Origin of the sequence: Bradyrhizobium sp. dw_78 (assembly GCF_018449525.1) — a bacterium.
Lineage (GTDB): Bacteria > Pseudomonadota > Alphaproteobacteria > Rhizobiales > Xanthobacteraceae > Bradyrhizobium.
In genome coordinates this window covers 128,794-149,196 of sequence record NZ_JAAVUS010000005.1, presented here as the reverse complement: position 1 = coordinate 149,196, position 20,403 = coordinate 128,794, and the positions used below count along the sequence as shown (strand labels likewise).

At 61.3% G+C, this 20,403-nt stretch carries 16 protein-coding genes and 2 pseudogenes; 1 reads left to right on the top strand and 17 read right to left on the bottom strand.

Annotation, left to right across the window (positions count from 1 at the left end):
• Window positions 1–3: 3 nt before the first annotated feature.
• The 13 genes and pseudogenes from HB630_RS15090 to HB630_RS15035 all read right to left on the bottom strand — a co-directional run bounded on the left by HB630_RS15090 (window position 4) and on the right by HB630_RS15035 (window position 13,468).
• Window positions 4–2,019 carry a DUF2341 domain-containing protein gene (locus tag HB630_RS15090; protein WP_249780868.1) on the bottom strand — a complete coding sequence of 672 codons (2,016 nt, stop codon included), beginning with the start codon at window positions 2,017–2,019 and terminating at the stop codon, window positions 4–6.
• Between the two features lie 20 nt (window positions 2,020–2,039).
• Complete coding sequence (locus HB630_RS15085; protein WP_213773052.1) at window positions 2,040–3,809, bottom strand: ShlB/FhaC/HecB family hemolysin secretion/activation protein; 1,770 nt, start codon at window positions 3,807–3,809, stop codon at window positions 2,040–2,042.
• Between the two features lie 179 nt (window positions 3,810–3,988).
• On the bottom strand, window positions 3,989–4,936 hold the full coding sequence (locus HB630_RS15080; protein WP_249780867.1) for a DUF4880 domain-containing protein: 948 nt from the start codon (window positions 4,934–4,936) through the stop codon (window positions 3,989–3,991).
• Window positions 4,937–5,438: 502 nt separating this feature from the next.
• A complete protein-coding gene (locus tag HB630_RS15075; protein ID WP_213773051.1) occupies window positions 5,439–5,981 on the bottom strand; it encodes a sigma-70 family RNA polymerase sigma factor in 543 nt (180 codons plus the stop codon).
• A 208-nt stretch (window positions 5,982–6,189) separates the two neighbouring features.
• Window positions 6,190–6,918 carry an energy transducer TonB gene (locus tag HB630_RS15070; RefSeq protein ID WP_213773050.1) on the bottom strand — a complete coding sequence of 243 codons (729 nt, stop codon included), beginning with the start codon at window positions 6,916–6,918 and terminating at the stop codon, window positions 6,190–6,192.
• The gene (locus HB630_RS15065; RefSeq protein WP_213773049.1) at window positions 6,915–7,634 is read right to left on the bottom strand and encodes an STN domain-containing protein; all 720 of its coding nucleotides are present in this window, start codon (window positions 7,632–7,634) and stop codon (window positions 6,915–6,917) included. Before HB630_RS15065 ends, HB630_RS15070 begins: the two co-directional genes overlap by 4 nt.
• Before the next feature lie 889 nt (window positions 7,635–8,523).
• Complete coding sequence (locus HB630_RS15060; RefSeq protein WP_249780866.1) at window positions 8,524–10,359, bottom strand: DUF3363 domain-containing protein; 1,836 nt, start codon at window positions 10,357–10,359, stop codon at window positions 8,524–8,526.
• Window positions 10,360–10,937: 578 nt separating this feature from the next.
• Complete coding sequence (locus HB630_RS15055) at window positions 10,938–11,465, bottom strand: lytic transglycosylase domain-containing protein (RefSeq protein ID WP_249780884.1); 528 nt, start codon at window positions 11,463–11,465, stop codon at window positions 10,938–10,940.
• Window positions 11,466–11,477: 12 nt separating this feature from the next.
• Window positions 11,478–11,621, bottom strand: a complete 144-nt coding sequence (locus HB630_RS28400) for a hypothetical protein (RefSeq protein ID WP_249780865.1) — start codon at window positions 11,619–11,621, stop codon at window positions 11,478–11,480.
• 37 nt (window positions 11,622–11,658) lie between these two features.
• Entirely contained in the window at window positions 11,659–11,988 is a 330-nt protein-coding gene (locus HB630_RS15050; RefSeq protein WP_213773047.1) for a DUF736 domain-containing protein, read from the bottom strand.
• A gap of 35 nt (window positions 11,989–12,023) precedes the next feature.
• A pseudogene (locus tag HB630_RS15045) lies at window positions 12,024–12,238 on the bottom strand (S26 family signal peptidase); the annotation flags it as partial.
• Window positions 12,239–12,252: 14 nt separating this feature from the next.
• A complete protein-coding gene (locus HB630_RS15040) occupies window positions 12,253–12,720 on the bottom strand; it encodes a DUF2285 domain-containing protein (RefSeq protein ID WP_213773046.1) in 468 nt (155 codons plus the stop codon).
• 484 nt (window positions 12,721–13,204) lie between these two features.
• Window positions 13,205–13,468: a DUF2285 domain-containing protein gene (locus tag HB630_RS15035; RefSeq protein ID WP_213773045.1), complete on the bottom strand. Its 264-nt coding sequence runs from the start codon at window positions 13,466–13,468 to the stop codon at window positions 13,205–13,207.
• Window positions 13,469–13,595: 127 nt separating this feature from the next.
• Here HB630_RS15035 and HB630_RS28395 point away from each other — a divergent pair.
• Window positions 13,596–13,820, top strand: a pseudogene (locus HB630_RS28395) (helix-turn-helix transcriptional regulator).
• A gap of 216 nt (window positions 13,821–14,036) precedes the next feature.
• On the opposite strand, the gene HB630_RS15030 reads toward HB630_RS28395, so the two are convergent.
• The 4 genes from HB630_RS15030 to HB630_RS15015 form a co-directional block, all read right to left on the bottom strand.
• Complete coding sequence (locus HB630_RS15030) at window positions 14,037–14,348, bottom strand: DUF736 domain-containing protein (RefSeq protein WP_213773044.1); 312 nt, start codon at window positions 14,346–14,348, stop codon at window positions 14,037–14,039.
• Between the two features lie 1,155 nt (window positions 14,349–15,503).
• On the bottom strand, window positions 15,504–17,546 hold the full coding sequence (locus HB630_RS15025; RefSeq protein WP_213773043.1) for a ParB/RepB/Spo0J family partition protein: 2,043 nt from the start codon (window positions 17,544–17,546) through the stop codon (window positions 15,504–15,506).
• A gap of 515 nt (window positions 17,547–18,061) precedes the next feature.
• Window positions 18,062–18,367, bottom strand: coding sequence for a hypothetical protein (locus HB630_RS15020; protein WP_213773042.1), 306 nt, complete (start codon window positions 18,365–18,367; stop codon window positions 18,062–18,064).
• 278 nt (window positions 18,368–18,645) lie between these two features.
• Entirely contained in the window at window positions 18,646–19,542 is an 897-nt protein-coding gene (locus HB630_RS15015; protein ID WP_213773041.1) for a hypothetical protein, read from the bottom strand.
• Window positions 19,543–20,403 lie beyond the last annotated feature (861 nt).

The following is a 20,403-nucleotide window of genomic DNA, read 5'->3' as shown; positions in this document are numbered from 1 at the left end:
TCGTTACTCCGCCGCCATGCGGTGATCGACGGGATCAGGACGCTCGCGGTCGGCGGAATAGGACTCCGCCATCTTCGTGACGAACTCGTCGACGAAGACCTGCATATCGGTGGTCAGATCCTTGATGCGGGAAATCAGGTAGTTGTAGCCAAACAGGGCCGGGATCGCGACGGCAAGGCCGGCCACCGTGGCGACCAGCGCCGCCGCGATACCCGGCGCGATGGCGTTGACGTTGACGTCGCCGCTTGCCGCGATCGCCGCGAAGGTGATCATGACGCCGACCACGGTGCCCAGCAGTCCAAGGAACGGTCCACCCGAGATCGCGATCGTCAAAACCACCATCAGGCGGTTGAGCTTCTGCATCTCCTTGACGTAACCGCTGTCGAGCGCCGCGCGGATCGCCGCGATCGACGTCGCCGATAGCACCGGTGCCCGCGTTCCGTTCTGACCGAAACGGCGGCTGATCTCCGCGGCGCCGATGTGATAGATGCGGTAGAGTGAGGACGACCGCATCATGGCTGCGTCAGCGGCTCCGAGACGCCCGCCGAGGGTCGCGATCTCGTCGGCATCGCCGCCGTCGAGCATCGTCAGGTCTGAAGAGACCTCGCGAAAGCTCTTCATGAAGCGATCGTTGGCCCTGGTCTGCTTGTTCAGATACGAGACCCGGTCGACCATCACGACCCAGCTCAGCGCGGCCATGATCACCAGGATGCCGATCACCACCCAGCCATCGAGCGTGACCGATTTGAGGATCACCGCGAAATAGCCCGACAGCCAGCTTGCGGTTTCCTCATCACCGCTGAAGGAGATCAGTTTCGCGGTATCCGGTCCCTGCCCGATCGCCGCAAACTTGATGAAGCCCGCTGGCCGGGCAACCTTGGCGATCTGCAATTCATCGACGTCGCCGATAAAACCCGCCATGGCGGCTACCACAACAGGCGTTGCCGCGGCGGCGTCTGTTGCCGGGACCGCGCCACCGTCCGCAGCCGGCGCAGTGGGGGCTGAGGACTGCGCGGTTGCGGACGGGGCCGGCGCGACCGGAGGTGCGCTGGAGGTTGCCGTGTCACCGCCGATCAGGGCGACCGTGTTCAGGGCCGGCAACGTCGCCGCCACTGACCCATAGGGAGCGCCATCAAGGGACAGCGTGACCTGGCCGTTGTTCGCGACGACCGTGAGATTGTGCCAGCTACCGGGAGCAATGGCGGCGCCCGAACCGCTGCGCTGAACGGTGCCAGCATTGGTGACTTCGACGAACGGGGCACCGTTGTCGAGGCCGATGACGAGGCCGCTCCCGGCAGCGCCATCGCGGCGGCTATAGAGAGCGGCGTTGGGCTGCAGCGCCGCCGGCTTGATCCAGATCGACCAGGTGAACGGCGCGCTATTTGCCATACCAAGCGATGGCGAGGCCGGCAATGTCAGCGCGGTGTTGCCGTTAAGACGAAGACCCGTGCCGATGATCGAGCCATCCGCCGGCTGGCCGACGCTCTGTGCATTATTCGCCCAGACCGAAGAATCCAGCGCCGGCGTGCCGCGCTCGTTGAAGTGATAGACAAGCAGCGTGTCCGGATCGTAGGTGCCTTTTGGATCGGCCGTCGCAACGGCCTTCTTGTTGCCGGAGTAGAGCCATATCTCGGTCTTGGCGCCCGGTTGCACGTTGGGAACCGCCACCCAGACCAGCGCCTCGGCGAGCAGGGAATCGTATTTCTCGATGTGATGCTTCAGTGGGGTCTTGTCGTCGCCGGCCACGAAGCGCAGATCACTGCCGTCATCCTTGGCCGACGCAAACCGGAAATTACCTGCATGCAGCCGGATCAGAACCGGCGTGGTGCCGATCGGATCGGTGATGTTGGCGCCCGACGCGCTGGCGTCGATGGTGATCTTCTTGCGCAGCGACCAGTCGTCGTTCCACCACGCCTTCGCCGGCGAGGGCAGCAGCGTCAGCACGGCAACGAACCCGAACAAAGCCGCCGTCACAACATTGGCGGTTGCCCGCCGAAACACCGATTTGCGCTCGCGCATATCACCTAGCCCCATCGTCATCAGAACTCACCCCAAATGCGGAAATTGAAGCGCGGATCGTTCGCCCGCGTGTATGTCTGGCTGATCATCGGCACCGACAACGCCAGCATGCCGTTCATGTAATTGAAGACCTTGAAGCGGGTGCCGACCCCGTAGCTCCAGACGTCGAACTGCGACTGCTGATCCGGCAGCGGGTGCAGCACGGTTGCCCTGCCGGCGTCGGTAAAGGCAAAGAACCGCCATTCGTTGAAAGTCGTGAAATGCGGCGTGCCCTGCCCGGTCTCGTCCTTGATCTGCTTTTGCAGCATGGAGCCGACATCGGGGGTGCGCAGTTCGAGATTGCCGACCACGCCCTCGTCGCCGAGCACTTCGGACTCGAGATAGCCGCGCACGGTGTCGAGACCGCCGAGGCTGAGCTGTTCGGAGGAGACCAGCGGCCCGTCCGCGATCTGGCCCTGGACCTTGCCCCAAAGCTGGAAACCTTCGGGCAGTTCCTGGGTATGCGAGAGATCGGCATTGAAATGCGAGAAGCTCGGCGAGGCATCGAAGCGCTTATTGTCGAACTCGGCCGCGGTGCTGCTCAGCGTGCCGATATTGGACGTCATCGACGCATTGAACTGGGTGGTGAATTTGTCGCCCTGGAAGGTCGCGCCGTAGCTGGCGACGATCGGGTAATAGGTCACCGGTGAAGAGAACGAGTCGGTGCCTAAAGCCACGGTCTGATCGAAGTGCTTGTAGTCGAGACCGACCGACAGCGTGTGGAACAAGCCATCCCGTGTCGGCAGCGTCATCACCGCGCGGCCGCCGATGATCTGGCCGGGGCCGACGATGTTGGTGCCGCCGACGCTGGCGACATTGCTGCTCGACTTGACGCCGTAAACCAGAAGATTGAGCCAATCGACGTCCGGCACGCGCGCGAGATATGAGCCGGAGAACACTTCGGCATCTTCAGGGCGTTCGGGCGCCACTTGGTAACTGAAGCTCAGGGAATGACCGAGCTGCCACAGATCGTCGTAGTGGACCGTCGCATTGATGCGCGTATCGGTCGTGCTCGGCGATTGCCGGTTGTTGTATTCGAGGGTGCCGTGAATCGGCGCCGTGTCCTCGACGTTCAAATCGACGTCGATCGTGCCGGGCGCGACGCCGGCGCGCAGCGCCGGCGTGACCCGCCGGTCCGGCCACTGGTTGAGCGCGACGATGTCCTTGGTGACGTCGTTGAAGTTCGGGACGGAGCCCTCTTTCAGAGAGCCCGCCCTGTCCTTGATCTTGTCGAGGTCGAAATAACGCGAGTTCTTCACCCGCAGCCGGCCTACCTTCAACTCGGTCACCTGCAGCGTAATGACCTTGCCTTGCGAATTCTGCGGCGGCACCGACACGCTGACGGTCTGAAATCCCTTGTCGTGATAGGCCTTCTCCAGCGCAGCGCGCGCCTTCTCGACGTCACCGTCGCTCTTGTTCGGCCCGAGGAACGGGTAGATCGCCTCTTCGATATCGATCTCGGGCAGCTTGTCCGCACCGCGAACCGCGAAATCGTCGATATCAAAACGCTGCGTCGATGCGGGTTTTGGTGGCGGGGTTCCGTTACCACCCTGCGGATTCGGTGTGGCCGTCGTCTGCGCAGGACTCGCAGCGCCGTTCGATGCGGCCGCATTTTCGGTGCGTGCCTGCTTTGCAGCCGACGCCGATGTAGCGGCACTCGCCGCCAGCACCACAACCGCCGCTTTCAGGCAAAGCAATGCCCCACACGCGGACGCAGGTCCGCGATCTTTGTAACCACTTCGATCTTCCACGAACGCCCCGTCGCCTCCAGAAGCCCCAAACGCCAGCGCTGCGAAAATCCGCAACCATGACGTCTCAGTTAGAAGACGACTGACCAAAACCTAACCCGCAAAAATATTTGCGGCAGAAATCTAGAATTTTAACTTTTTGGGTATCCGTACTTGGACGGAGATTCGCCAGCGTCGGCGATTCACCCGAGAAGCACGACGCCGCCAGGCAACGCCGTGATCCGAGCACCGAACAATTGCTCGACCTGGGCGACGAAATTCTCAAGCTTGTCGAGCTGGAACGTGCCATTGACGATGCGGCGCTTGAGGTCGGCATTCGTGATGATGATCTTGCCTGGCCTGTAGCGGTTGACTTCCTCGACAACACTGGCAAGTGGCCGGTCGCGAAAGATCAGTTGTCCGGCCTGCCATGCTGTAACTTGCGCAGAATCCACCGGAATTGCCGCTGCAAGACCTTCGACCGAATAGGATATCTGTTGGTTCTTCTGAAGTCGCACCATCTTGTCGCCATGCGCGACCTCGACAGCACCATCCAAACACGTCACCGCGACGACCGCATCCAGACAACGCGTATTGAAGTTAGCCTGGGTTGCAGTCACGCGACCGTCAGCGGCCAGCATCACAAGTGATTTTGACGATGGAAGCTTTGCAAAGACCGAGGCTTCGCCGGAGATTAATTCGATCTCCGTCCCGCTTGACGACGGTCGCAAAGTCACGCTGGTTTGTGTATTGAGCTCAAGAGATACATCGGTTGCGATGTCAACTTTGCGCTGCTCTCCCTTTGCCGTCCGATAATCTGCAGATAATTCCTGCAGCGAAGGCCATAACGCAAATGGCGGACGAACGATGAGATAACCGGCTGCCGCAGCGGCTGCAGCACCGCCAAAAAACGCACGCCGCGTCAGATGCCGAGATGACGATCTGCGCAAAGGCAACACACCACTGCCGACGGATTGCTCTTGGGCCAGTTCCTGTGCTGCCACGCCGACGTTGCGCAAAAGTCGAGCCGCTTTTTTGAAAGCTTCTTCATGGGCGGGACTCTGGTCACGCCAACGCTGTAGCGCATCAATGTCCATCCGCGTCGGCTCACCAGCCTTCAGCCGCGCGACCCAGTCAAGGGCGTCGTCCAAAAGTGAATCCGGCTCGGTTGGGTCGTTCAGCCCAGTCACAATCTATCGCTCATCCGCCGCGCTCGCCGAATCCAAACCTCTTCCGCGACCGGAGATCGCCGCTGTATAGGCGATTCCCCGCAATAGGAGATACCCGTATCGATGATCGTCAACTCCCAACGGATAGCCTCGTCGGCTCGCGAGCACAATTATTTGCCGATCTCGCCGGCGAAACCAGATGGATCGCTTGATTTGCACCGCTATTCTGAAGCCGGTCACAGCCGATCGCGTCTTTTCCCAGAAGCCCTCCCCACCCGGAGCCTGGCTCGGCCCCATTGCAAGGATCTCTATTCGATAGACGATTGGTATAGGACTATCCCGAAGAAAAAGTCGATCGGACCCGATTTTTGGGAGGCGAGCGCTCCGGCTCAGCTCGCTTCTTATGTGCCAAGGTTGCTTCCGCATACCGGCGAAGTCGAGCAAAGACGCGCATAAACATGCCACGGATTCCGGACCTTCTCGATCAAGATCGCGGACGCGGTCCACCAAGGCGACGGATCATCGTATAGCTCAGACGGTCCGAACAGTGGCCAAGCGCAAGCCTCAGGTCGTTCTCAACGGTCCGAAGGCTAACCTGCAACTGTGCGCTGACCTCATGTGCCGACCTTCCCTCAACCAGAATGCTCTCCAGCACCCTGCGTGGCCGCTCTGGAAGCTCTGACAACGCACGTTTGAATGCCTCGACTTCCGAACGCGCCTCGACGACACGGGCTGGATCCGGTGCCTCGTCGCTGACATCGAGAAGTGTATCGATTTCTGATCGGCTGACCCGATAATTTTGGGCCTTCTGGCGATCCTTGGCGACGTTGATGGCGGTGCGAAAAATATAATCGGCAGGACTACGCACCGGAACAACATCGGTAACCCGGTCCAATCGCAGAAATGTTTCGTGCAGAGCTTCGTGGGCGAAATCCGACGATCCCAAACGGCGCGTCAGCTTTTTTATAAGGGTGTCGTAGTTCTCTACGAGTTGGCTACGTAACCGGACACGATTGATATTCGTCACGTTCCGCCAGTCCCCGCACGCCATCCTCGGAATCTTGAACCTATAGGAATAGGGCGTTCGTAACGGTGCCAGACTACAAATTTATGACAAGGGAATTTGCGGCAAAAGAAGCAATATGGGCAAGTTATGAGGGACCGGAGGCCGTAATCGCCTTACCTTCGCTCAGCCATCTCTCCCAGCATAAGGCTATTCCAACACGCCTTCGCGGTTAAGATGGGTCGAATGCAAGCTGCACCTGAATATTGAGGTGGTCGGGCAACTCAGATGGAATGGACGGTAAAGGCTGCGCCCGTTTGATTGTCTCGATCGCTTCCTTGTCGAGCAAGGTCTGACCGGAGCTCGTTTTGACCCAAACACCCAAAAGACGGCCATCCCGTCCAATTGAAAATAAGGTCTCCACGGCACCTTGTAGCTGTTGCCCGCGTGCAGCGTTTGGATAGCGCTGAAATTTTGCGATGTGTCGCATCAAAGCCTGCTGGAATTTGAGCGTAGCGCTGTTCGAGGACGAATCTGCCTGCGGCAAGACCTTGGCAAGGCTTGGAACGGCAGTTTCGGCTGGCGACCATGCCTTATCCAATGATTCCGTGGCCCCATTGTCAAATGTCGCCGGATCGGGTCGATCGGCGGTTTCCGCGTGAGAGATACGTGCAGGAATTGGCTCGGAGGCGGCATCGACTGGGATCGGCACGGGATCCGGCCTTGGGATCAGATGAACCTGGACGACGGTCGGCTGTTCTTGCCCTGCCGAACCAGAGGATAGTTGAAGCCGAAGCCAATAGACACCGCCAATGAAAAACAGTCCTACCAGCGCGGGCACAAAAATCAGCCGCTGCAGCTCACGGGTCGACCATATGTCCGGTTCGTCGACACGCAAATCCGCAGCCGACCACGTCGGTTGCGGCACTGTATTCTGGCGATGAGCATCATCAAGCATCATTGCACAGGCTTTACCACAATCACCACGCGAACGGGTTGCGGCGTGTTTGGAGGGGTGGGCCGGCTGATCGTCAAGCTACGGAGCACCGATATGACGGCTGAGTCACGCTCAAGATCGCCGGTTGTCTGAAACAGTTCTGCTTTCTGAATCGAACGCGTGGGATCGACCCATAGATCCAGCACGGCGCGATAGTCTCCACGTCGTGTGATCGCGTTGCCGCGAAGCGCCTTTTGAACATCCATTTGCACAGCCTCACTGTAGTCGTGCAAACGCGCCAAATTGTCACCACCACCGGATCCGTGCGCTCGTAGTGTACCGAGCGACAGATCCACCGAGCCAAGCGGCATACTGGGGGGGAGATCGACATTGACCGACGGAAGTGCGATCGTAATCGCGTCGGGTCGAACATATCGCACGCGTAATTCAGTTCCGGCCAACAACAAATTGAGGGCATCTTCGGGCATCAAACTGCCCTCGACGGCGGCTGATTGCCGACCCAAGGCTGAAGAGCTCTCATAGAGTACCTGGACGCCTGTCTTTTCTCCGAAGGCTTGCAACGCGGAGGCCAATGGCTGAGCTGGAATGTCGAAAACCACAGGTCCTGACGTGCGAAAAGCCGGTCCCTCGACCGCCTTTGCAGCGCAGATTCCGACGATCAGCAGGGCAACATATAAAGCAACCGCGACGCGTCGGCGATCACCAGCAATACCGCTCATTTTGCGGATGTTCGCCCTAGTTGTCGCCATTGTCCTGCTCAAAGCTACCTGCCTCTGAACCACACGGCACAATTGGTCCGCCGGGCAATAACCCTCAAGCAATCCACAACTCGACAGTCAAGAGAATGATTATCATCGCTTCTGTATATCTGTAGTGTGACAGGTATCTAACCGCCCAAGGTAGACCGAAAGCCGGGTTCGATGGCAGGTCCGTTTTCCAACAGGATCCCTTCACCCTCGTCGGGTGGGGCTGCTTAGATCAAACCCGTTTGACCGTTGATAGCGGCATCGGTCTGTGCCGTCGGAGGCCCAGAGGGGCAGCCCACTCCTCTGGGATTTCTCGCAGCAGCGTCTGCTCTTTTGACGGTGATGGCGACCGACACGGCTATGACGTAGAGCAACTTCTTCATTCAGCCGACAATGATTGATACGTGCGAACACAAGGGTCGACCCACGACACCTGCGATCGATGAAGATGGGGCACTATTTCTATATGACATTTGTGTTGTGGGGAGTCTCAGTACGACCGACAAGATCGCCATCGACCGTTCTCCGGACGGCTTCTGAACATCAGCCGCGATGGCATGCATTTTCACATTCTACGCAGCGCGTTCACCGATATAACCCCACCTGTGAACTTCAGGCCTAGTCCTCGAACACGGTCTGCGCGCTCGGCAGCACGGAGTTTCAACTCCTGCTCCATCGCGCGCACGAGTTCTTGTTTCACGTCATCCATCCGACGATCGTGCGATGGATGGGGTCGCCGCGACGGTACCGCCATGTCCCACTGCTCCGTCACTCTCTGTTTGTGATGATATCATGACAGAAGCAACAGAGAAACCCCATCCTGCGATTCGACAGATGCGGATAAAGGTTGGCTGCCAACCTGTCACAACCCCAATCCGCGCTGTCGCCCAAGGCTCCAGTCAATGCCACCACCATCACGCATGACGCCGGTGATGTGCTGACCGATACGCCGGTCAAGAATGGGCTGCCACGGCACGAGGCTGAAGCCAAGGCCGCCATCACCGCTGAAAGTCTCGATCATGGCGAAGCGGCCGCTGGCGAGATTGGTGGTGCCAAGCAGCGTGCCGCTGACCTGTCCGCCCGGCTGCTGCGCAGGGACAAAGGTCATGCCGCGGGCGGCCGCCATTTGCGGCCCGACGCGGGCGATCTCCTGCCGCTCCAGGCGGGTGATGAGATCGTGCGGCGCGCGGATGCCGCCGTCGGGCGTGCGCCAGGCGTGGCCCTGTTCGACCAGCACGTCCTTCCTGCGCTCCAACGCCTGCCGGACCTCCCGACCGAGACCTGTATCGGCGAGCGGCGTGCGCTGGCGGGAGAGCAGTTCGCGATCGAGCCAGGTGGCGCCGTCGCTGCCGATCTGCTGCTCCAGGTCGAGCGTGGCCAATGTGCGGACGGCGGTGCTTGCGCCGCGCCGGGCGTCGTAGGCGGCGGCGCGGGCTTCGAAGTCCCGGGGAATGCTCCAATGGTCGGCGTCGATCCGCTCGACGATGCCGCCGCGGCGCAGCGCTTCCAACCGGCGGACATGGCTGCGGACGTAGCTTTCGGTGTCTCCGCCGGGAATGCGGACCGCACCGCTTGCGGCCAGCGCGCGGTGTTCGCTCGGGCGGTACTCCCCGGACTTGCGCGCCAGTTCGGCGATGTTGCGGTCCGATGGGCGCGGACCGGCGGCAGGTGTTGGGCCGATCGTAACGATGCTTCCCATCGCCGGCTGTTCGGCGCTCGCGGTGTCGGTAAGTGCGACATGGTGGACGCGGCCGTCCGTACCGTCGATGACAAGGCCGATGCGCTCGCCCAGCTCGTCGTCGAGCCGTTTGCCGATCACCCGGCCGGTGACGGATTCCGCCGGCGTTCCGCCATGCAGCATGTAGCTGCCGAGCGCGCGTTCCTCGCCGCGCTCCGCCAGCGAGCGATTGATAGCCTTGACGATGTCGCCGCGCTCGCCAAGCTCCCGCAGGGTCGGCTCCAGCCGCTCGGAGAACGACCAGACGCCGGGCTCGATCTCGGATGCCATCCCATATCGTTGCAGCGTTTTCAGCCGGCCGACGATCCGCGTCTGGTCCAGATCGGCTCGAAGCTGGCCGGCCTCGGGCCGCAGGTCGAGCAGCCGTGATGGCACCTCCTCGACCAAGATGCGGTCGAGCCGTGTGAAGCGCTCGGCCGTCATCTCGGCCTCAAGCTTCCGGCGCAGCTCCAGGTCGCTCTCCGGGCCAAGCTCCAGCGTCACCCGCTCCTGGGCGCGCAGGCGCATTCCGTCGGTGATGTAATCCTGGGCGATGATGAGATCCTTGCCGGACTCTTCCTTGCCTCGGATCACGACATGGCTGTGCGGATGGCCGGTGTTGAAGTGGTCGATCGCCACCCAATCGAGCCGGGTGCCGAGGTCTTCCTTCATCTGCCGCATCACGTCCCTGGTGAAGCCGCGCAGATCCTCCAGACGGTCGCCATCCTCGGGTGCGACGATGAACCTGAACTGATGGCGGTCATCGCGGCCGCGGTCGAGGAAGTCCTTGCCGTCCGCCGTGTCGGTGTCCGGTCCGTACAGCGTGCCGCGGGCACCGTCGCGCGTGGTGCCCTCGCGCTGGAGATAGCGCAGGTGGGCGTCCGCCTTGCGGCTGCCGGACCTGAGCTTGACGATCCGCGCTTTCACCACGACGCGACGCAGCCGCTCACCTGGACCGCGCCGCTCCACGGAACGCTTCAACCGATCGGCCGCAGCCTGTCCACGGCCGATGCGGGAACACTTCCCTTTCCGGCCTCGGACCGCGCCAGGACCGCGGCGCCCGCGGCTTGAAAACTGCGCAGGCGTCAACGCGCCGCCATTCGCTTTTGCTGCCGCCTTCAGCACCTGATCGATGAAAGAGCGCGGGCGTCCGCCAGTGCGACTGGCGCGATCACGGATACGGCCGGTGCGGATACGGAAGTTGGAAGTCTCGTCGCTCATGCGAACGAGATTGGGCGCATGAAGTCAGGGCGCAAGATGCCGCGCGCAGCCATCGTTCAAAAGCGTAACATGGCGTGTAATTGGCGGTGTGATGCCGCAACCATCATTGAAAAGAAACGATGAACCAAAAAACGCACATCGCGGCGCGTGCCACGATAACAATTACCACTCTCCAACCAATGTGCAGACCACAGTAATTTGCAAACGGGCACCGAAGGGCACCGGTTGCTTTAATCTTGCCGTCCTCCGCTCATCTGCGGGCATTCTCAGAGACTCCAACCTGATTTACGCTATTGCGCAAGAGAGCATAAAGATGACTGCGAGCGATCAAGGCAGCTTTACGTCTGGGTTCGTCCAACGAACAAACCGCCCGGAAGCGGTGTGAGTGCCGACGGATCGGCAACGTTGCGGTCAGGTTTAACGTGGAAGGATTGCGGCGTAAATGACAGCCTGGTGTCGTCGAATTTGCGCGTCGATCGCAGCACGAACAGCGATGCCCTCTGCCAATGGCGCGTTCCACCGGTCGAAGTGCCGGTATCAGTTGGCAGCGCACCGGACAGCAGCGGCGCCAACGCTGCGACGTAGTTGCGGGTCTCGTCCGGCAGCGGACGGCCGGTTGCCAAATGGTCTTCATAGCCGGCTGGCCCGACATTATACGCGGCGAGGAACCCGGCCGCACCGAGGGGGTCATGCATCTCACGGAGATACGCGGCCCTGGCCAGGATGTTGTCATGCGGATCGGTGGGATCGGCGCCGAGGTCGTAGCGTTCCCGCGGTTCGGCGTAGCTATCGGGCATGATCTGCATCAGCTCGACTGCGCCCTTTGGCGATACGGCCTTGATCTTACCGTTGCTCGCGGTTCGCATCACGGCGCGTATCTATGATGGCGGTATCGCAAAGCGCTCCGCGGCCTCATCGACAAATTGCGACCATGGGTCGACCACATCGGCGACGCGCGCCGGCGCAGTCTCGCTGCGCGCCGTGAAGGAAGTAAGGACCGCGAGCGATATAGCCACGATCATGGGGAGACGCCTCGTCTCGGTGCGCGGCACCATCGCTTTAATCGCGCGGGGCGCGGCATGATGGACGGGTCCAGATCAGATGAAACGAATCGCCGCTGCTCACGACCTGGAACAGATTGGCGCGGATCGGCCGGCCGAATGACGGATCATCGATCGTCAAGGCGAGATAATCGCCAGCCTTGTCGCCGGTGCGCTTCCAGGTGGCGCCGATTTCGACGTCGCCGGCAAGGACGCGATAGTTTGGTGCGTTCTCCGTGTCAATCTCGACGGCCGGCACGATGATGACGACGTCGCGGTTGAGCGTGAGGGTACGGATGGTGCCGGTATATCCGTCCGTGGTGCGCGTGAACATGCCGATTTGAGTCATGGTGCTCTCCTTTACGGGGTGGGTAAAGTGAGGCGTCACTGCATCGCGACGTGCCAGACGAAACGGCAGTCGCCCGCTTCGTCGGTCCAGACCGGCATCGCGCGTGCGATGACGGCGTTGCGTGGCAATGGGCCGAAGTAGCGGCCGTCGAGGCTGTCGAGTTCGTCCCAATTCATGAGGACGACTTCGTCGGTCGCGATGACGCAACAGCCCGCCAGACCGGCAGCGGCTGGCCGCCCAAATCGCGATCGAAGCGGCAGAATTTCAGCCGCTCAGCAATTCGCGGTAGCCGCCCCGCATCCGGCCGACCGCGTCTTTCACAAGACGGATGATCTGCGACCGATAGGATGAGGTCAGCCAGTCGCGCCGGCTTTGGCTCCGCACATCGGGATCAAGCAAGGTGGCGGCGAGCTCGCGGTAGGTCGCTTGTTGCTGATGGCCGTCAAGCGCCCTCAGCATCAAAATCAGCCGGCGGCGCTGCTGCCTGGTCAATGACGCTGCACTCGGCGCCGTCGCAACTCCGGTCAGGCGTTGCCACAGGCGAAGGGTAGTTGCGAGCCGGTCCGGGAGGTGTTGGTCGAAGGGGATGATAGCGGCAACGGAGGCAGTCGCCGTCGCATCCGGCAGGATCCAAATCCGCTGTTCGTCGTGGGCCTCCCGCCACAGGAGGTGGCGGCCGTCGTCGCAGTCCACGGAGAATGCCGGCGACGGCAAGAAATCGAAACGCAGCATGCTTTCGGTGCTGGGTGGCGCCGCCGTGAGCGCCGTTGCGGTCGGGAGCGTATTGAACGCCCACAATGTCAGGGCGCGGTCGCTTGGTTGCTGCGGATCGCACGGGAAAACTCAACCCCCAGCGCTGGGCCAGCGCCAAAGCTGCCTCCAGCGTGGTGGCCGTTCCGCTCGCCACATCCCGGCTCATATCTTCGTAATCGTTGCGGTAGTCCGGGTTACGTCGAAGGAATTCCCAGGCAAAACCCGTGCGTTGCACGCGATCCAGATAGGCGGTCGCATCCTGCGACCGCCAGCTTTCATCATCCGGCATGCGATCACTCCAGCATCACTCGCTCCCCAAGCGAGGCACACCCCTGGCCCGCATCAAGTATTCGGAGCGGCAACGAGACGCAGAAGTTATGCTACCGCAACGGATGTTGCAGCGGCGCGACGGACTGAACGTGATGGAATAGCAGCGCCTATTGAAAAACGTCGCGTGCTCAACTCATTGCAACGGCGGCTTGAGCAGGTCGCGATATCCAGCCTTCGTCATCCACCTTGCGCGAGCAAGATGACTGTTATGCACGCCACGCGCGCGGTCCGGCTCCTGCTCGGCATCAAGGCCGAAAATCACCTTCACCACTTCGCGCCAATCGGCGCCTTCTTCATCGGCGTCGAGCAGCCGGAGGTAGGTTTTGAGGTGCCGCTCGTCGTACGGCGTGACATGCGGCAGGTCTGGGGGACAGTCGTTAAATGCAACAATGGTCATGGCGAGAACCCGCGCCCGTCTTCTGACTTTTTCGGAGCCGAAGCATACGGCGTGCCTGCTTCAGGCTGGTGACAATTGCTGGATAATTAACAGATCGCGGGGTTTTTTCCACGAATAGTCAGGAAGGCTGGGGAGGTTCGCTCGCAATTTGCGCTGCCGTCGCCAGGCCAAAGGCCTGTCGCAGGAGGCCCTGGCGCATGAAGCGATGTCGACCGCACTTATATCAGTTCGCTCGAACGGGGCATTTAGGCCGTAACCATCGACCATGGTCGGCAAGTTCGCCGAGCTGCTCGACGTCGAGCCCGACGAGCTGCTTCGGCGCGGGTCCAAGTCGGTCCGCAGCAAGAGTTAGCTAAGCGACCGTGTCCACCCGGTCACGGTCGGACCGTCCAAGCCGTCGCAACGTCAAGGCTGGACCACAGTGGATGACGTCGGTCGCGCGCCGGACCTTAGCGATCGTTCAAAACCAAGGAGACCGGAGGTCTTCCCTCTTCCTTCGGCGTGACAGTGGCTATAAGCGCGGAAAAGCCCCGCCTCCGAAGAGGCGGGGCGCGTCGATCCGTCTCGATCAGTCGCCGTTGCGGCGCGACCAGATCAGCGTGTGGCTGTCGTCGCCCTCGCCCTTCACCAGCGAGGCGTAGATCGGGGCCGGGAAGCTTGGATCGTCCAGCTTGACCGAGAGATATTCGCGGCTGGTCTCTTTCGCGGTCTTCTTCCAGGCGGCGCCAAACTCGGTATTGCCGGCGAAGATGCGATAGTCGGGCGCCTTGTCGTTATCCTTCTCGGTCGCGACGAACTTCGCCTTGACGTTGAGCGTGAGCGTCTTGACCGATCCGGTGTAACCGTTGTCCGACGTAGTGAAGGTTCCGATGGTAGCCATGGTGGTCTCCGTTCTGTTGTCGGGCCGCGACCATCGCAGCCTCGATGGCGGTCCTTGGCCCGAGGAGCGATCGGCCCGCAGCCGTCAGGCCCGCAGCGCAGCGGAGGACGGCGGCAGACGGCTTTTTTGTTTCGCGAGGAATGCCGCCCCTTCGCGGCAGGGGAAAAAAGCCGGCGGACCCGTTGCGGGAAGGCGATCGAGGCGCAGCCGGCCCTCGGGCCTAATCCGTCCATTCGAGGTCGCGTGGGACGCGCCCATCAAACAACTGATAGAGACCGCTGTCACTGCCATCGTCACCACACGGACACGGCATCGCCGGTCGCACAAGACTGGAGCTCGCGCATCAACAGAAGCAAAGGCGCGAGCCTTTCGAACAACGGAGCACGATTTTGCATCTCTGCGCGACATTGGCGCGCCTCGACCGAAGACCGACAAAGGTCAGTTCGCAATCTCCGCGTCAGGGATGTTCGATACGCCCGTCACACATCTACCCATGCAGATGAACGCCAGGGCGTCGACGCCAGCTTCACGCTGATCTGGTCGCGCCGCAACGGCGACTGGTTCGACTGAATTGATGTACCGCATCGCCTTTCGGACCGGGCTAACGGGCGCGAGTCGTAACTCGCCTTCCCCATCGGCTTTTAGCGGAAAGAGTCTGACGTTCTTGGGCGTGAACCCATAAGTCGGGCAGCCGTCGGACGTCCGCTTTGGTGCGCATTCCGGACTCAAGTCGGTCATTGCGGCACTTCCGAAAAGTGCCAGGAACAGACATAGGCGGCGATATGCACCTAATTCATGCATGGGCTAAGCTGTTGGTAATGTAAGCTCGAAATTTCTGTGCAGAATTCTTGAATTTTGCACCGCGACCAAAGCGGCGCTAGATCCGTTCAGGGTCAGACTACGACGTCACCGGTTGCTTTCTAAAGGTCCGCGTTTTACCGACGAGCGGATATCGTCGGTTCAGTGACTCTCGTCCAAAAAGTGCCAAGAGTGGACAATAGACGCTGTGTTGTCAGGTCCTGACCTAGCTATGATTCTAGATTGTTGGCAGTCTCAAAGGTGGATTCGGCCGTGTGCCTTAAGGCGCGCGGCCGAACATTTCGACAGTTGCATGACAGCAAGCCGGGACCGCCCAAGCGATCCCAGCCACGCTGGTTACTCGGCAGCGTCGGAATAGGCCTCGACATGATTGCCTTCGGCAACACCACCCGCCTGCGGTTGGCCATCGCCCGCTTGCGCGGCGCGCGACGTCCGCATCAGCGCAGGCAGCCAGCCGGTTGCGGCCAGCAACTGCTCGGCGGCTTCCGCCATGTCCTGCTTCTTCATGGCCGCCATGCGGTCAGCGGCCTCGATGCTGACGGCTTCCCGCACGGCATCAAGGATACGCGTCTTGGTGACACGACCGAGATAGGTCCGCACCGTCGGCACCCAATGCGCGGTCATGTCGAGCGACACGGCTTCCGCCAGCCTGTCCGCCGCGGCCATCGCCCGGGGCCTGCGGTCCATCGGCAGCTTCACCGCGTTGACCGTCCATGCGACGCAATGCGCGAACAGCGCCATGCGGCTGTCATGGTCCAACTCCACGACAAAGGCCCACAGATCGGTCACGTCGCACGGCATCTGCGCCGCCCAACGGGCATGATGGTCCGCCCATGCCTTCCCCGCTTTGGTATCCTCGATGCGATCGGCATGGGAGGCCAGCACAGTGCAGACCGGGCGAATATCGAGAACATGGGCGTCCGCGCCGCGATAGAAGATTTGCGCCGACAGCGCGTGGGTCGCGGCAATGATCGCGATTTCCGGGTGCTCGCTCACGGCGAGGCGAAGCCCGAGGGTGCGATGCGCGGTGAGATCGCGGATCAGGATATCCGATAGCGGCTTGGAATCGTCGGCGTCCTCGTCCTCTGCATCTGAGCTCTCACCGCCGGGCTCGCCGTTCCGGATGGTGCCGCCGCCCTCATTGACGGGGTGACCGCCCTCGCCTTCGCCGCTCACGTCATGCGTTTCCGGCTCCGGTTTCTCGTCCTCGGCCAGCATAAAACCGCGCTCAATGCGCAACGTCCCGTCATGATTGAGGATGACAAAGGCCCCGCAACGCGCGATGTCGGCGGAGTCGTAGGCCTGACGCTTGGCCTCCAGCCGCTCGATCTCTGCCTCGAGCTCACTGAGGCGCGCATCGGCCTCATCGGGCAGTTCTTCGGCGCTCGCATGTTGCGCCGTCAGGGTGTCGAACTCGACTTGCGCGGCATCCAGGGCGGCCTGATCTTCCGCCGACAATTTCACGGCTTGCGGATAAGTCCGGCGCAGCCCATGGCTGTGCGGGTAGTCGAGGAAAACCTGCGCCCATTTCCAACCTTCGGCTTCCATCAGGGCGCTGGCTTCGCGTCCAAGCTTCGCCATGACAAGCAGGTCGAGCAGCGCCACGTCCTCAAAATAGCCGCCGCGATCCTCGGTGAAGAGGTCGCGCAGGATCGTGCCGCCCACTTCCGTATATTTTTCCGCACCGACAAAGATCGCGCGGCGATCCGTGGCGGCGACGTTGGCCTCTGTCAGCATGCGGCGGATCGTGCTGGCGTCGCGGTTATAGGATAGCCGCTCATAGGCGGCTTCCTGCCGGGCATGATCCTCGGTAATCGCAAAGGCCATCAACTGGTCGAGCGCCAGATCGCCGTCGCGGTAGATTTGCATCAGTCTGGGCGACACCGCGCCCAAGCGCAGGCGCTGCCGCACCACCAGCGGCGTGACGCCGAACCGGGCGGCGATTTCTTCCGCGCCGTACCCACGTTCTTCCGCCAGCTTCTTGAAGGCCTCGAACTGGTCGGCGGGATGCATGTTCTCGCGGGTGACGTTCTCATCGAGGCTGATTTCGTGGGGATCGTTGGTGGTGTCGATGACACAGCGGATCGGTTCGGTCTTCTTGATTTCCTTGCGCTTGACCCGCAGAAGCTGCGCCAGCCTGCGGCCCTCGCCGATGGTGACGAAATAAAACCCGGTCGCCACGCCGTCCGGATCAAATTCCGGCTCGACGACAAGATTTTGCAGGATGCCTTTGGCGGCGATGCTGGCCGCATAAGCCTCGATCGACGCCTCGCTGTGCGGGGTCTTGCGGGCATTCTTTGGCGATTTCTTGAGCTTGTTGAGCGGAATGAAACTTTCGGTCCCGCTCTCCGTAACGATTTCAACGTGCTTGGCCGACATGATCAATCTCCTTTTGAGGGCATGGGTGCGAGGCGCGCACCTCGCGCCTGCACCCCTGCCCGTCGGCGAGACCGGGGGTAGCAAGTGCCAGGGCGACCCGGGTGGAGGGGGATCGCCCGCCCGCAAGGGCCGCTCGAAGAGCGGGTCTGCACAAGCGTATGGATGGCCGCGACGATTCAAGATGTGAGGAAGCGCGGAAGACCGGGGATACCGCTCGGGTCGGCGCCGGCGTTGGCCGGCGCTTCACCCTGGTGCGCGCGAGGGGCGGAGCTCCATAGTTCTTCAATAAGAAAAAGAAGCGTATGAGCGGAGCGTCAGCGGAGACCACTCGCGGGTCGCGAGACCGATTAACAGGGCAGCCGCAGGCGCGTCAGCATAGCGCCGCCGAAGGCGGGACGCGGGACCGACTGCCCCCGGCGAGTGACTCAAGAGTGAGTTCACGACGCGTTGGTATCAATTTTGCATTTGTGGTATCGTCTTAATGTTGTGCATGTCGATCCACGGCGTGTGCATGTTCACTGAGCCAGTTTTTTTACAGAGGACGACATGGCCAAGAAAGCGAAGAAGGCAAAGAAGACCGCGAAGGCAGCCACCAAGAAGGTGGCAAAGAAGACTTCAAAGAAAAAGAAGTAGTCGCATCCGCGACTGAGAGCTTGCCGCCTCCGGGTCACAGCCCGACGCAGAGCGAAGCCTCTCCAGAGGATCTGGATTGTCCTTTGCAATCGGTCGGCATTGCGGCAAGGCGAGATAAGATCGGACCTTTGTGCAGGTAGCTGCTGCATAAAGGTCCGGTTTTTCGTTTCTGCCCCGGCGACGAGCATGATCTGATCTTGCGCGAAGGATCGATGCCGCAGGCCGCGACGCCCCGGCGGCGCGGTTCACGAGAGCCTGATCCGCGAATGCGGACGCGCCACACTCCTGAATATGGCGTCCGACCCGCGCCATGACTCAACGCCAGGTGTCAATTCTCTCGCGATCGATCAACCTTGCGCGGTCCTTCTCCGCGAGCGGGATTTCGGGCGGCCATGCGTCCATTTTTGCGGCGGTCTCCATGCGACTCGGCGCGGGCGAGACTATTGCCCCCGTCCTGTGTTGCGGATTATTGCGGTGTGAGCATGAGTTGCACCGTCGACTGAATGACCCAGCCGTGCCATTCGGCGGCGGCAACGTTTGAATAGTTCCTGTTGTAGGTGACGCCGAGAGACGTGACGACTGTGCTGGCAGGAGCATATTGCAGCTTTGGTCCAATCTGCAGCAGCATGTCGCTTCGGCCACCCGGAACGCTGTCATAGACCTTGCCGGATATCGCTGTGCCCAGGGCGGCCACGACATCGGTGCCTCTGATGCGGTCGCCCAGGGTCGTCGAAACCCCGAAATTGGTGTTCTCCTGCAGGTGATTGTCGGACGACGTATGGCCTACCGACAGGCTCACGTCGCTGTAGTAGCAGAAGGAGGCCGCGTCAGGCCTCGGGTTCAGCTTCGTCGCGCAGGGTTCACCGCTGCTGAGGGGCAAATTCTGCCAGCTATACACGACGGTCGGCGTCAGCAGGTTGAGGGTTTCGGCCCGGAACGTCGGCGCAAAAGCCGTCGAATTCTGCAATCCGAATGTCAGCGTGTTGAAGCTTACCTGGCCGCTCGGCACCAGCGTGCCGTGGGAGAGATCCAGAGGCTTGCTGTTGCCGTCATATGCGCCGAGAAAGAGCTGATACTGTGCGGTCGTCGTCAGGATGTCGAGGCTGCTGCCTGTCAGGTGAGAGTAGCGGGTCGACGTCGTTCCGGCGGTCACGCCGATGACGTCGAGATTGCGAAAGCCCTGGGTGGTGAGCTGGAATCCGCCGCCGAGCGAAATGGAGCTGTCAGCGTGAGGCAATGCGTCCGATTTGGTCGCATTGGACTCGTAGGTGGGCCCGAGCGGGAAGATGAACTTGACGGTTGTGGGCTGGGTTGGCGCCGTATTTTCTCCCTTGCCGGGTTTGATGTTGGGCGGGGCCAGCAATGCCTTTCGCTTGCCGGGTTTGATGTTGATCGGAAGCCCCAGTGCCTTGATGATCGCCCGCTTGCGAACGATCGGCGTGTCCTCGCTCTGGAGTTCGGTAAGGGGCGTTCGTCACACTTGGCGTCAGGGTGAGCAGCCTCGGCTCGTTCCGGCGCGGCTTGACGAGAGCTTCGACTTCGGCCGCACTAAGACAACGATGGTCCTGCTCGAAGCAGGCAGGCTCATTGACGAACACCCGTCGCATGGGTCCGGGTTCGGGGGGTGCTGCCGGGCCACCGGTCGGCGTGACCGGGATGGGTTGCACCTGGAAGGGCGTCGTGACCGCGTCGATCCTGGACTGGATGTTGAGATCGGCCTGGGCGTTGGCCTTGCCAATCTGCGGCAGCGTCGAAGCGCCGACCGCGAGCACAAAAACTGTTGTAAGCGAAAGCAATCGGCACGAAATATCCATGATGCTCCCCCAAGCACCCCGAGAAAATCGGACGTCCAAATTGGACAAGAGGCATGGCAGTGTCAATCCGTAGTTGTTTCGTTACCTGGTTGGTTGTAATTCTCCTTGCCGCTGTGGGGCCGGCGCAAGCGATCGACCTCGGACCGAACGCCGTCGACATCATTCAGCAGCACCAGTTTCAGCCGGAGTTACCCCCGCCATCGATGGCCCCCAACGCCACGGTATCGGCCGACCGCCCGCCGGTGCGGCACCGCAGATCGACGCAATGCACGCATGCCGGCAAACTGTCCGGGAGAATTCGCAACGCACGAAGGACTAGGTGTCGGTAGTCGGCATCAGTCAGCACGATCGACGCCATGGCGCGCGGGCAGTCCGCGGGATCAGCCTTAATGTGATCCGTCATCGGCGTG